This window comes from Nonomuraea sp. NPDC050643 (assembly GCF_040654715.1).
Classification (GTDB): domain Bacteria; phylum Actinomycetota; class Actinomycetes; order Streptosporangiales; family Streptosporangiaceae; genus Nonomuraea.
Genome location: NZ_JBFAIM010000049.1, coordinates 1 through 12,878 on the forward strand (window position 1 = coordinate 1; position 12,878 = coordinate 12,878).

Below are 12,878 nucleotides of genomic sequence, written 5' to 3' on the forward strand. Positions count from 1 at the left end.
GTGCGGCAGGAGCTGATCGCCCACGCGCGGGCCATGACGGGCGCGGCCCGGGCCGGCGACGGCGAGGGTTTCGTGGCCGCCGACACCGCCTTCCACCGGGTGCTGCTCGGCGCGTCGGGCAACGGCATGTTCGCCCAGCTCGCCGAGGTGACCGAAGAACTGCTCGTGGCCAGGCGCGACCTGCTGCTCCTGCCCGAGCCGCTCGACACGACCGCCGTACGCCGCCACCTCGACGCGGCCGAGGCGGTCGCCGCCGGCCGTGGCGCCGAGGCGGCGCGGGTGGTCGGCTTGATCGTCGCGGCGGCCCATGATGAGGTCGAGCGTCTACTTGCGGGCGGCGCCTGCGCCGCGATCTTCTCAACGACGAAGGAGAGCACATGAGTGTCCCCGTGTTTGTCGGCCCCGAGCCCGTCCCGGTGCTGATCGACGCCGTACGCCGCGCGGGCGGCGAGATCGTGCCGCTGGAGCGGGCCGAGGCCATCGTCTACTTCGGCGACAACGACCCCGAGCGGATGCGCTCCATGCTCCACGACGGCATCCGCTGGGTGCAGTTGCCGCACGCGGGCGTCGAGCGGTGGGCGGACGCCGGCGTCATCACCGACCAGCCGGTCTTCACCGCCGCCACCGGCTCGTACGGCGCGCCCGTGGCCGAGCACGCGCTGGCCCTGATGCTGACCGCCGCGCGCGGGCTGCACCGGCTGGCCAGGACCACGTCGTGGGGGCCCAACACCTCCAAGGAGTTCGCCGGCTCGACGGTCGCCATCGCCGGCTGCGGCGGCATCGGCCGGGCGCTGATCCGGATGATGGAGCCGTTCGGCTGCACGGTGGTGGCGGTCACCGACCGGGCCGAGGTGCCGGGCGCGTCCAAGATCGTGCCGCGCGCCCGCTACCGCGAGGCGCTGCCCGAGGCCGACTACGTGGTCGTCGCCGCGCCCGCCACGCCGGACACCAGGGGCATGTTCGGGGCGCGCGAGTTCGCGCTCATGCGCGACGACGCCTGGCTGGTGAACGTCGCCAGAGGCGGCCTCGTCGTGACCGGCGAGCTGGTGGAGGCGCTGCGCGCGGGCCACATCGGCGGGGCCGCGCTCGACGTCACCGACCCGGAGCCGCTGCCCGACGGGCATCCGCTGTGGGAGCTGGACAACGTGCTCATCACCCCGCACTGCGCGAACCCGCGCGCCGCCTACTGGCGCGGCCTGGCCGAGCGCGTCACCTCGAACGTGCGCCGGTTCCACGCGGGCGAGCCGCTCGAAGGCCTGGTCTCACCGTCGCAGGGCTTCTGACCGCCCAAGCGCTCCCGCGGGCCCGCCGACGGCCCGGACCGTGAGGTCCGTCGACCGCCCTGGACCGTGAGGTCCGTCGACCGCCCGGACACCCCCGGGACCGTGCGGCCTGCTAACCGCCCAGGCTCACTCTGGCCCCGGTGCTCAGCCCCGAATCGTGCACCTCGAGCTCCGCCGGCTCGAGGTCCTTCGGCAGCTCGAACACCAGCGCGCCGGTGAACGACTGGCCCGCCTCGATGCGGACCGGCGTGATCTCCTTGCCGGCCTTGTCCAGCAGCTTGGTGCCGCCGTGCGGCGCGTCGTCCTCGTCGACCAGCCGCTGCTGACCGGGGTAGAGCACCCTGGCCTCCTGGCCGACGTTGTTGACGCGCACGCCGATCTGGCAGGTGCGCTTGTCGGCGGACTTCGGCGGCTTGGGGCACTTCGCGCCGGTCACGGCGAAGCGCAGCTTCCCGTCCTGCACGGGCCCGTCGCCGACGGCGGGGGAGGAGCGGAACACCCACGCCAGCACGGCCAGCACCACCACCAGCAGCACGACGGCGATGACCAGGGCGGTCAGGCAGCCGGCGAACACCCCGCGCTTGGGTCGCGCGGGCGGGTAACCCGGCAGCGGACCCTGGCCGGTGGTCGCGTGGTGGGGCAGCGGCCCCTGCCCGGTCTGGTGCGGCGGCATGTGCCCGCTCATCGGCCCGCCCAGGTCGGGGTGCGGCGCGCGCACGCCCCCCGGTACGGGCCCGGTGCGGTCGACCGGCGGCGGCTGGTGCGGCACCCGCGACGATCCCGGCCGAGGGCCGGTGCGCTCCGCGGGCGGCATCTGGGACGAGCCGGGCCGCGGCCCGGTGCGTTCGGCGGGCGGCACCTGCGCGGCGCCCGGCGTGGGCCCGGTGCGCTCGGCCGGCGGCGGCTGGTGAGGCTGGTGGGACACGCGCGACGAACCGGGCCGAGGTCCGGTCCGTTCGGCGGGCGGCATCTGGGACGAGCCGGGCCGCGGCCCGGTGCGTTCGGCGGGGGACGGCTGGTGGCGGGGCGGCTGGGGGCCGGGGCCCGGCACCGCGCCCGTGCGGTCGGGCGGCATCGGGTGCGGGGCCGGCGGCATCAGCGGCCCGAACTCCGACGGGTTCCACGCGTTGGTCAGGTGCTTGGAGGCGGCGAGCTGCGCCGCCGGCTCGTCGGCCGCGCCCACCAGCTCCAGCAGCAGTTGCTTGGCCGCGGGCCGGCGCGCCGGGTCGGGGTGGATGGCCGCCGCGACCAGCCGGTCGAGCGGCGCGGGCAGCCCCCGCAGGTCGGGCGGCGCGCTGCGGGCCCTGGCCGCCATCACGTAGGCGTCCCCCTCGCCGAACGGATGCCCGCCCAGCCCCGCGTACGCGATCAGCGACCCCCACGCGAACACGTCGCCCGCCGGGCTGGTGCGCCCCTCGAAGACCTGCTCGGGAGCGATCCATCCGGGGGTGCCCATGACCATGCCGGCGTTGGTGTGCCGGGAGTCGACGTGGGTCGAGCGGGCCAGCCCGAAGTCGATCACCCGGGGCCCGGCCAGGGTCAGCATCACGTTGGCCGGCTTGAGGTCGCGGTGCACCAGCCCCGCCGCGTGGATCGCGGTCAGCGCGGCGGCCACGCCCACGGCCGCCGAGTGCAGCACCGACGGCGTCAGCGCGCCGTGCTCGATCAGGTGGTCTTCCAGCGAGATGCCGTCGATGTACTCGGTGACGAGGTAGAGCACGCCCCGGTCCTCGCCGTGGTCGAGCACCCGCGCCGTGCAGAACGAGGCCACCTTGCGCGCGTTGGAGACCTCTTCGTTGAAGCGCGCCCGGTAGACCGGATCGGCGGTGTAGTCGCGGCGGATCGCCTTGAGCGCCACCCGCGAGCCGTCGGCGGCCTTGGCGAGGTAGACGACCCCCATGCCGCCCGAACCGAGGCGGCTGGCCAGCTCATAGGGCCCGATCGCCGGCGGATCTTCCGGCTTCAGCGGAGTGCCCGCGGAGCGCCCCAACGTCGCCGTCCTCTCGCCGTCGTCATCCCGTCTCAATCCGAACCGTTCCTCCCGCCGGTTCGTCATCGCGTGGCACCCGAACCGTTACGCCGCCCGGCATCCCGTTTGTACCCCAGACTCTAACGGAGGAAGGGGCTGCCCGTTGGCCAACTAGCCCTGAGCAGGGTTGCGACGGAGGGGCCGCATCGTGACGCGCAGCCGCCACGGATCGAGCGTGTGGGGCAGCGGGCGGTGCGGCGAGAGCAGCCGCCCGACGGGCTTCGGCCGCGCCGTGCGCAGGATGCTCGCCAGGAAGGCCGTGCCGACCGCGAGCGTCAGGTGCACCCCGCCGCAGCCGGGCCGGGCCCACCACTCCTCCGCCGCCGTGCCGTCCAGCCAGATCTCGGGGCAGAACGTGTTCGCGTACGGCAGGCGCGGGCTGCGCTGGTGGGCCGCGATCGGCACGAGCACGGTGGTGCCGGCGGGCAGGGTGGTGCCGTACCAGTCGGTCTCGGTGGTGGAGACCCGCGACAGCGCCGGCACCGGCGGCCACAGGCGCAGGCCCTCGCGCAGGCAGGCCCGCAGGTAGTCGCCGTCGGCGCGGGCCGCCTTGCGGTGGGCCGGGTGGGCGGCGAGCAGGGCCAGCGTCTGCGTCAGCCCGGTCGCCGTGGCGCCGAGGCCCATCAGCCAGAACGCGGCCTGCATGAGCCCGCGCGACTCGGGCTCGGGCGTCTCCGCGATCAGCCCGGCCAGGCTGCCGGGCTCGGCGCGGCGCAGGTGGTCGATGATCCTGGAGTCGTAGCGGCCGGACAGCAGGTCCTGGCGCCGCCGGGACCGTCTCCTGGCCCGCCGCCGGCCGGCCCGCGTGAGACCCTCCAGCAGCCGGGTGAGCTCCTCGTCGCCGGCGGCGCCGTCGCCGTACACGCAGCGCCTGGCCACGCGCTGCCAGCGGGCGTTGAGCCGGGCATGGTCCACCACGCCGGAGGTCAGCTCGGCGGCCTCCTCCTTGGCGATGGCGATGAAGCCCGGGCGCAGCACGTCGGTCGGCAGGGCGAAGGGCCGTTTCTCGACGGCCGGGGCGTAGGCGGAGTCCTGCTCCGACAGCACGCGCAGGGCGTCGCGCTTGGACATGACGAGCAGGGCCGGGCCGCGCGGGCCGCCCACCAGGACGGGGCGGCCGCCGTACCGGGACTCGAGGGTGGCCAGCAGCGTACGGGAGCGCAGCAGGTCGCGCCCGGGGGTCACGTGCGGCGCGCCCGGCGGGACGAGCGCGGCCGACAGGCGCAGGCTCTCCAGGAGGGTGGCCCTGGGCAGGCCCCTAGGCACGCGGGGCCTCCCGCGATCCGACGTTCATATCCCGATGTGATCGCCGGGGAGGTGCTCGCGCAATGCGGGGTTTCGGTCAATGGAACACTTTCGGTCTCATGATCGGCCCATGTTCCGTTGACCGGAACGGTCACAAGCCGAGGAGTGTGGCGGAGATGGCCTGGGCGGCGCCGCGCACCGAGATGCCCAGCTTGGCCAGCGGCACCTGATGGGCGGGCGCGGCCACCCCCAGCGACATGCAGATCCGGCCGCCGGGGCCGAACACCGGTGCGGCCACGCAGGCCACGCCCTCGGTGTACTCCTCCTGGGAGTAGGCCACGCCGTGCCTGCGGACCTGGGCCAGCTCGCGTTCGAGGCCGGCCAGGCTGGTGATCGTCCGGCGCGTCATGCGCTCGAACATGCCGCGCGCCAGCACCTCCTGGCGCAGCTTCGGATCGAAGGCCAGCAGTGCCTTGCCGGTCGCCGTGCAGTGCAGCGGCGCCCGGTCCACGCTGTCGGAGCGGGAGACGACGCGGTTGTGGCCGTAGAGGCGCTCGACGTAGCGGGCCTCCAGGCCCGAGGGAACGGCCAGGTTCACCGTCTGCCTGGTGGTCTCGTACAGATAGAGCAGATAGGGCAGCACCGCCTGGCGCGTGCCCGGGATGCGCGCCCTGGTGATGCCCGTCATCGACTCCAGCAGCTCACCCGGCAGATAGGCGTTGCCCACCCGCCGGGCCAGCTCCCGTGAGCACAGCACGCCCAGGATCCGGTGCGCGGTGGACTTGGGCAGCCCCGTGCTCCGGCAGAGCTGCGACAGCGTGACCGGGTGGGACGCCGCGCTGAGCGCGAGCAGGATGTCGATCCCCCGCTCCAGACTGCCCGGCTGCGACACGGGGCGGTCGTCCGTCACCATCTGTACTTGGCTGGCCGTTTCCGTCGGCATGAATTCCCTTTCGCCTGCCGAGGAGCGGAAGGGGGCTTCCCGGGGCTGCGGTTTTACATTTCCTGGCGTACCCGGCCACCGCTCGCTGATACCCCCGATCGGCGCTCGGCGATGATCTCCGCGTACACGGAAACCGCCACTTCACCAGGAGTTCTGGCCCCTATGTCCAGACCCGCCGGAACCCGCACCCGCTCACCTCCCTCCAACCCCTCCAGCACCGCCGCGCCGCGCCTGCGGCTGGCGATCAGCCCGACGTACGGCACGCCCCTGGCCAGCGCGTCCCGCAGCACCGGCTCCTCGCCCACGCCGTGCGAGGCGACCAGCACGACCGAGGTGCCCTCGGTGATCGGGCCCGGCTCGACCCGGTAGCCCAGCGCCCGCCCGACCGCGACGAACGCCCGCGCGATCGGGCCGTCCCCGTGCACGTGCACCAGCACCGGCGGCAGCACGGCCTCCAGGAAGATCTCCAGCGTCCCGCCGGACAGGCACGGCTGGCCCACCGCGACCAGACCCTCCTCCTCGTGCGGCGCCTCCGCCTCCGGGGTGATCCGCAGCAGCGTGGAGTCCCCGGTACGCAGCAGCCGCAGGCCCTGCGCGCGCACGGTGTCGGTCGCGCAGACGCCGCCGACGAACCCCTCGATCGTCCCGTCGGGCAGCACCAGCGCGCGGTCGCCCGCCTTCGCGCTGGTGGGCCGCTGCGCCCGCACGACGGTGGCCAGCACGTACGGCTCCCGCCCCGACCGCAACGACGCGACCCTGGCGTCCAGATCACCCGCCACTTCCTCCGATACCGGCCTCGGGTCCGGCGCCCCGCCACGCGGGCGGGGCGCCGGCATGCCCAGGAACTCGTTCACGGGATCGCCAGGTCCGTGCGGAACGGGTCGCCGTTGATGACGCGCCACACGTTCGCCGGGGTGAGCGGCATGTCCGCGTGCCGCACCCCGTACGGCGCCAGCGCGTCCACCACGGCGTTCACCACGGCGGCCGGCGAGCCCACGGTGGCCGACTCCCCAACGCCCTTGGCCCCGATCGGATGCGTCGGCGACGGCGTCACGGTCTCGCCCAGCTCCCACGACGGGCACTCCATCGACGTCGGCAGCAGGTAGTCCATGAACGAGGCCCCCAGGTGGTTGCCGTCCTCGTCGAACGCCATCACCTGCATCAGCGCCATCCCGACCCCGTCGGCCAGCCCGCCGTGGATCTGCCCCTCGACGATCATCGGGTTGATGCGCACCCCGCAGTCGTCCACCGCCACGAACCTGCGCACCTTGACCTGCCCGGTCCCGGGATCGACGTCCACGACGCAGACGTAGGCGCCGAAGGGGTAGGTCAGGTTGGGCGGGTTGTAGACGGTGGTGGCGTCCAGGTGGCCCTCGACGCCCTCGGGCAGCTCCAGGTTCGAGTGCGCGGCCAGCGCGATCTCCGCCATCGACTTGCCGGTGGCCGGGTCGCCCACCACCGACCACCTCCCGTCGGCCCACTCCAGGTCCTCCGGGGACGCCTCGAGCATGGCCGCCGCCACGATCTTGGCCCGGTCGCGTACCTTCCTGGCCACGATGGCCGTGGCGGCGCCGGAGACGGGGGTGGAGCGGGAGCCGTACGTGCCCAGGCCGAACGGCGTCTGGTCGGTGTCGCCGTGCACCACCTCGATGTCGTCGGGGGGCAGGCCCAGCTCCTGGCCGACGATTTGGGCGAACGTGGTCTCGTGCCCCTGCCCCTGGGACTGGCACGACACCCGCAGCACCGCCTTGCCCGTCGGGTGCACGCGCAGCTCGGCGCCGTCGGCCATGCCGAGGCCGAGGATGTCCATGTGCTTGCGCGGGCCGGCCCCGACGGCCTCGGTGAAGAAGCTCAGGCCGATACCCATGAGCTCGCCCCTGGCCCGCCGGTCGGCCTGCTCGGCGCGGAGCTTGTCGTAGCCGACCATGTCCATGGCCAGGCGCAGCGCCTTGGGGTAGTCGCCGGAGTCGTACTCCCAGCCGGTGGGGGAGTGGTAGGGGAACTGCTCCGGCTTGAGCAGATTGCGCATGCGCAGCTCGGCCGGGTCCAGGCCCAGCTCGGCGGCCAGCACGTCGACCATGCGCTCGACCAGGTACACGGCCTCGGTGATGCGGAAGGAGCAGGCGTAGGCGACGCCGCCGGGGGCCTTGTTCGTGTAGACGCCGGTGACCTCGCAGTGGGCGGCCTCGATGTCGTACGAGCCGGAGAAGACGTGGAAGAACCCGGCGGGGAACTTGGTCGGCTGGGCGGTGCCGTTGAAGGCGCCGTGGTCGGCCAGCACCTTGACCCGGATCGCCTGGATCCTGCCGTCGCGCGTCGCCGCGATCTCGCCGTGCATGTGGTAGTCGCGGGCGAAGGCGGTGCTCATGAGGTTCTCGGAGCGGTCCTCCATCCACTTGACCGGCTTGCCGGTGACGATCGAGCCGACGATCGCGCACACGTAGCCCGGATAGATCCCGACCTTTCCGCCGAAGCCGCCGCCGATGTCCGGGGAGATCACCCGGATCTTGTGCTCCGGCAGCCCGGCCACCATCGCGTACAGCGTGCGGTGCGCGTGCGGCGCCTGCGTGGGGCACCAGACGGTGAGCTTGCCGGTCACCTTGTCGAAGTCGGCGACCGCGCCGCAGGTCTCCAGCGGCGCGGGATGCACGCGCGGGTAGATCATGTCCTGCGCGACCGTCACCTCGGCCTGCTCGAACAGCGTGTCGGTGCGCGCCCGGTCGCCGGCCTCCCAGTCGAAGATGTGGTTGCCGGTACGGCCCTCGAGATCGTCCCTGATGACCGGGGCGTCCTCGTCGAGGGCGCGCCGGGCGTCGATGACCGCGCCGAGGGGGTCGTACTCGACGTCGATCAGCTCCAGCGCGTCGCGGGCCGAGTACGGGTCCTCGGCCACCACGAACGCGACCTCCTGCCCCTGGAAGCGCACCTTGTCCGTGGCCAGCACCGCCTGCGTGTCCTGCGACAGCGTGGGCATCCAGGCCAGGTTCAGCCCCGCCAGCGTCTGGCCGGTGATGACGGCCTTGACCTTCGGATGCGCCTCGGCGGCGCTGGTGTCGACGGAGACGATCCTGGCGTGGGCGTGCGGGCTGCGCAGGACGGCGCCGTACAGCATGCCGGGCAGGCGTACGTCGTCGGTGTAGTTGCCGCGGCCCCGGATGAAGCGGGCGTCCTCTTTGCGGCGCATGGGTCCGTAGCTCATGACTTCGCCTCCGTCGCGGGTTCGGCGACCGTCGAACGCGCATCGGCCGCCCACCGGATCGAGCGGACGATGTTCTCGTAGCCGGTGCACCGGCAGAGCTGTCCCGAGATGGCCTCCCTGATCTGGCCCTCGTCGGGGTCGGGATGGCGATCCAGCAGCGCGCGGGCGGTCAGCAGCATGCCGGGCGTGCAGAAGCCGCACTGCAGGCCGTGGCACTCCACGAAGCCCTTCTGCACCGCGTCCAGCTCGCCGTCCCGCTCCAGGCCCTCCACGGTGGTCACCTCGTGCCCGTCGGCCATGACGGCCAGCACCGTGCACGACTTGACCGGCACGCCGTCCAGCCGCACGGTGCAGACGCCGCAGTTGGAGGTGTCGCAGCCCCAGTGGGTGCCGGTCAGGTCCAGCTCGTCGCGCAGGAAGTGCACGAGCAGCAGCCTCGGCTCGACGTCCCTCGTGTAGGGCTGCCCGTTCACGGAGACCGTGATCCGCATGTCAGATCCTCCCTGCGGCCGTGGCCAGCGCGCGCCGGGTCAGCTCGGCGGCCAGGTGGCGCTTGTAGTCGGCGGGGCCGCGCTGGTCGGCGTGGGGCGAGCAGTGCTCGGCGGCGATCCGGCCCGCCTCCGCGAACGTCTCCGCGTCCGGCCGCCTGCCCTCCAGGTAGGTCTCGGCCTCCGGGGCGCAGAAGTGCTCGGCGCCGACCGCGGTCAGGCCGATGCCCGCCTCCGCGATCACGCCGTCGTCGAGCCGGACGACCGCGCCGGCCGCCGCCACGGGCCAGTCGCCGACGCGCCGCTCGACCTTCTCGTACGCGCTGCCGGTGCCGGGCGCGACGGGCACGCGGAGCTGGATCAGCAGCTCGTTCGGCTCGACGGCGGTCTCGTAAGGACCCTCGTGGAATTGCCTGACCGGCACCGTACGGATTCCGCCCGGGCCTTGGATGACGGCGGTCGCCCGTAATGCCGCGAACACCGCCGACAAATCCTCAGAGGGATCCCCTTGGCACAACGACCCGCCAACGGTCCCCCGATTTCGGACAATTGGGTCGGCAATAACGCGCTCCGCATCCCGAAATATCGGGAAAAGGTCGGTGGCGGTAGTGCTCTCCAGCAACTCCGCGTGCCGTACCAGCGCCCCGATGGCCAGCTCGTGGCCCTCGACGGCGATCCGCCCCAGTTCAGAGGCCAGGCCGTTGATGTCGATCAGCGCCTCGGGCTGGGCCAGGCGGAGCTTCATCATGGGGATGAGGCTGTGACCGCCTGCCACGACCCTGGCCTCGGGTCCGTAGCGCTCCAGGAGTTCGAGCGCGTGCGTGACGCTGTCGGCTCTCTCGTATTCGAACGTCGCGGGAACCTGCATGACTGCACACTGCTGTTACCGATTTGTCGCGACAATCCGCAAATAAGGCTTTCCTTAATGAGTGTCGGAGAACTATGAAGAGGGTGTGACACTCAGCCAGCTCGGCGCGTTCGTCTTCGTCGCCCGCCTGGGCTCGGTCAAGGCGGCGGCACGGGCCCTCGGGGTCAGCGAGCCGGCGGTCTCCCAGTCGCTGGCCCAGCTCCGCAGGCACCTCGGCGACCCTCTGGTGACCCGCTCCGGCGACCGCATGGAGCTGACGGAGGGCGGCCGGCGGCTGCTCGGGATCGCCGCCCAGATCGTCGCGCTCGGCGCGGAGGCGTTCGCCGCCGTCCAGCCCGGCCGTCCCGCGCGCCTGCACGTGGTCATGGACGCGGGCCTGGCCGAGTCCGTCGCCGGGCCCCTGATCTGCCTGTTCACGCAGCGCAAGCCGGTGGACGCCACCACCGGCGTGGCGGCCACGGCCGAGGTGCCGCTGCTGCTGTCCAGCCGCCTGGCCGACGTCGCGATCGGCGCGCAGGTGCAGGGGGCGGGGCTGGTGAGCAGGCCGGTGCTGCGCTGCCGCCTCATCGCGGTCGGCTCCCCGCGCGGCCGCCGCGACCAGTGGCTGGTCGGCCCCTCGGGCACCGACCCGGCCGGCGACACCGGCCGGTTGCTGCGGTTGCTGCGGGTGCCGGAGTCGCACGTACGGGTGTTCGCGAACCAGGCGGCGGCGTGGAAGGCGGCGGCCGAGGGCGCCGGCGTCGCGCCCGCCACCGCGCACCTGGTGACCTCGCAACTGCGCCGCGGGGACCTGGTGGTCGTCGAGACGGCCGCCACCCCGTTGCCCGCCTACTGGTACGCCACCACCCTCGACCCCGCCACCCGCTCGGCCACCGCGGGCACGTTCCTGGACTTCCTCACGACCCCGGCCGCCACCCAGGTCATGCGCACCCCGCACGACGGCATCCCCCGCAGCCGCTTCCGGCCGCCGGTGCACGTGTCGATCTGGAGCTGACGCGTGCGACGGCGTACGGCGGCGGGCGGCGGCGGGCACGCCCGCCGCCGTCGCCGCGTGAAGATCACCGCAGGGCGGCGGCCTCCGCGGCCAGCTTCTCGATGCGGTCCCAGTCGCCGGCCGCCAGCGCGTCGGCCGGGGTCAGCCAGGTGCCGCCCACGCAGCCCACGTTCGGCAGCGCGAGGTAGTCGGGCGCGGTGTTCACCCGGATGCCGCCGGTCGGGCAGAAGCGCACGTCCGGCAGCGGCCCGCCCAGCGCCTTGAGGTACGGCACGCCGCCCGCGGGCTCGGCCGGGAAGAACTTCAGCTCCTTGAGCCCCCGCTCGGCCAGCGCCATCACCTCGGACACGGTCGCGGCCCCCGGCAGGTAGGGGACCCCGCTCGAGTCCAGCGCCTCCACCAGGGACAGGGTCGTGCCCGGCGACACCAGGAACTTCGCCCCCGCCGACACGGACGCGGAGATGTCCTGCGTGGTCCGGATCGTTCCCGCGCCCACGGTGGCCTCGGGCACCTCGTCCGCGATCCTGGCGATGGCCTCGAGGGCGGCGGGCGTGCGCAGGGTCACCTCGATGACCGGCAGGCCCCCGGCGGTCAGCGCCCGCGCCAGCGGAACGGCGGTCTGGGCGTCCTCGATCACCACGACGGGGATCACAGGGGCCAGATCGAGCAAGCTCATGGGTTCTCTCCTCGTCGGCCGGCGTACGGCCGTCTAGTCATGGACAACACCGGCGGGGGCGGACTCACCCCACCAGCTCCCTGCGGGCGCGCTGGCTCAGCCACGCCGCCGCGCCGGTCAGCGCCGGCTGGGGCGCGACGATCAGCGCGGTCCCGATGGCAGCCAGGTACGTGGCCATGTCGGGATTGGCCTCGAACCGCGTACGGAAGTCACTGGTACGCACGCGTTCCACGATACGGGGGAGCACTCCGCCGCCCAGGTACACCCCACCCCGGGCGCCCAGGGTCAGCGCCACGTCGCCGGCGAAGTTGCCCAGCAGCCCGCAGAACACCTCGATCGTCTCCGCGCACAGCGAGTCGTCCATCCTCGCCACGATGTCGGAGGCGGTCAGGTCCGGCGCGGTCACGCCGTTCACCAGGGCCAGCGCCCGGTGCAGCCGGACCAGGCCGGGCCCGGACAGCACGTGCTCGGCCACCACGTGCGGCAGCCCCTGCTCGCGCAGCGCCCGGACGACCTCGAACTCCCGCGGCTCCACCACCGGGATCGTGACGTGCCCGCCCTCGCCGGGGACGGGGGTCCAGCCGTGCTCGGCCGGCACCAGCCCGCCGACGCCGAGCCCGGTCCCGGGGCCCAGCACGGCCTTGACGCCGTGGCCGGGCGGGGGTCCGCCGAGGGACACCAGGTCGTCGCCCTCGAGGTGTGGCAGCGACACGGCCAGCGCCTCGAAGTCGTTGAGCAGCCGGGCGTACGGCACGTCGAGGTCGCGTACGGACCCCGCCCACGCCGAGTTCGTCAGCCGATAGCGGTCGCCGTCGATCGGGCCCGCGAGCGCCAGGCAGGCCGCCCCCGGCCGCGCCCCGCCCGCGTGCTCCGCGAGATAGGCGGCCACGGCCTCGGGCAGGGTGGCGTAGTCGGCCCCGGCCAGGACCGCGACGTTCGACGGCCGCGCTCCCAGCGAGGTGACCAGGCCGAACCTGGCGTTGGTACCGCCGATGTCGGCGACGAGCCACGGAAGGTCAAAGGCACTCACGACATACCTCCGGCATTCGGGGCGGCGTCAAGATCGCTCGCCGTACACCGAAGGATGCCACGAGGGCCCACGACGGCCCAAAGGGGGCCGCGAGTACGTACGGGCTCATGAGTACGCCAAACG

12 protein-coding genes are annotated in these 12,878 nt (G+C 73.5%); 3 read left to right on the plus strand and 9 right to left on the minus strand.

Going from position 1 to position 12,878, the window contains the following annotated elements; translation table 11 throughout:
• The coding region (locus AB0I15_RS44505; RefSeq protein ID WP_358110514.1) for an FCD domain-containing protein at window positions 1–381 on the plus strand (381 nt) is incomplete at its 5' end.
• A complete protein-coding gene (locus AB0I15_RS44510; RefSeq protein WP_358110517.1) occupies window positions 378–1,283 on the plus strand; it encodes a D-isomer specific 2-hydroxyacid dehydrogenase family protein in 906 nt (301 codons plus the stop codon). The genes AB0I15_RS44505 and AB0I15_RS44510, both read left to right, overlap by 4 nt.
• Window positions 1,284–1,395: 112 nt before the next feature.
• On the opposite strand, the gene AB0I15_RS44515 is transcribed toward AB0I15_RS44510, so the two are convergent.
• From AB0I15_RS44515 to AB0I15_RS44545, 7 genes are all read right to left on the minus strand, one after another.
• The gene (locus AB0I15_RS44515) at window positions 1,396–3,273 is read right to left on the minus strand and encodes a protein kinase (RefSeq protein ID WP_358110520.1); all 1,878 of its coding nucleotides are present in this window, start codon (window positions 3,271–3,273) and stop codon (window positions 1,396–1,398) included.
• Between the two features lie 150 nt (window positions 3,274–3,423).
• Window positions 3,424–4,578, minus strand: a complete 1,155-nt coding sequence (locus AB0I15_RS44520) for a cytochrome P450 (RefSeq protein ID WP_358110523.1) — start codon at window positions 4,576–4,578, stop codon at window positions 3,424–3,426.
• 130 nt (window positions 4,579–4,708) lie between these two features.
• A complete protein-coding gene (locus AB0I15_RS44525; protein ID WP_358110526.1) occupies window positions 4,709–5,500 on the minus strand; it encodes an IclR family transcriptional regulator in 792 nt (263 codons plus the stop codon).
• A gap of 53 nt (window positions 5,501–5,553) precedes the next feature.
• Window positions 5,554–6,354, minus strand: coding sequence for an XdhC family protein (locus AB0I15_RS44530; protein ID WP_358110529.1), 801 nt, complete (start codon window positions 6,352–6,354; stop codon window positions 5,554–5,556).
• Window positions 6,351–8,699 carry an aerobic carbon-monoxide dehydrogenase large subunit gene (locus AB0I15_RS44535; protein WP_358110532.1) on the minus strand — a complete coding sequence of 783 codons (2,349 nt, stop codon included), beginning with the start codon at window positions 8,697–8,699 and terminating at the stop codon, window positions 6,351–6,353. Before AB0I15_RS44535 ends, AB0I15_RS44530 begins: the two co-directional genes overlap by 4 nt.
• Window positions 8,696–9,190 carry a (2Fe-2S)-binding protein gene (locus AB0I15_RS44540; protein ID WP_358110535.1) on the minus strand — a complete coding sequence of 165 codons (495 nt, stop codon included), beginning with the start codon at window positions 9,188–9,190 and terminating at the stop codon, window positions 8,696–8,698. The genes AB0I15_RS44535 and AB0I15_RS44540 overlap by 4 nt, the downstream gene beginning before the upstream one ends.
• 1 nt (window position 9,191) lies before the next feature.
• Window positions 9,192–10,055, minus strand: coding sequence for a xanthine dehydrogenase family protein subunit M (locus tag AB0I15_RS44545; RefSeq protein WP_358110538.1), 864 nt, complete (start codon window positions 10,053–10,055; stop codon window positions 9,192–9,194).
• Between the two features lie 85 nt (window positions 10,056–10,140).
• Between AB0I15_RS44545 and AB0I15_RS44550 the strand changes: the two genes are divergently transcribed.
• Window positions 10,141–11,049: a LysR family transcriptional regulator gene (locus AB0I15_RS44550; protein WP_358110541.1), complete on the plus strand. Its 909-nt coding sequence runs from the start codon at window positions 10,141–10,143 to the stop codon at window positions 11,047–11,049.
• A 64-nt stretch (window positions 11,050–11,113) separates the two neighbouring features.
• On the opposite strand, the gene AB0I15_RS44555 is transcribed toward AB0I15_RS44550, so the two are convergent.
• Window positions 11,114–11,725 (minus strand): bifunctional 4-hydroxy-2-oxoglutarate aldolase/2-dehydro-3-deoxy-phosphogluconate aldolase, encoded by a 612-nt coding sequence (locus tag AB0I15_RS44555; RefSeq protein ID WP_358110544.1) that lies wholly within the window; start codon window positions 11,723–11,725, stop codon window positions 11,114–11,116.
• Between the two features lie 64 nt (window positions 11,726–11,789).
• The gene (gene glk, locus AB0I15_RS44560) at window positions 11,790–12,755 is read right to left on the minus strand and encodes a glucokinase (RefSeq protein WP_358110547.1); all 966 of its coding nucleotides are present in this window, start codon (window positions 12,753–12,755) and stop codon (window positions 11,790–11,792) included.
• Window positions 12,756–12,878: the final 123 nt, after the last annotated feature.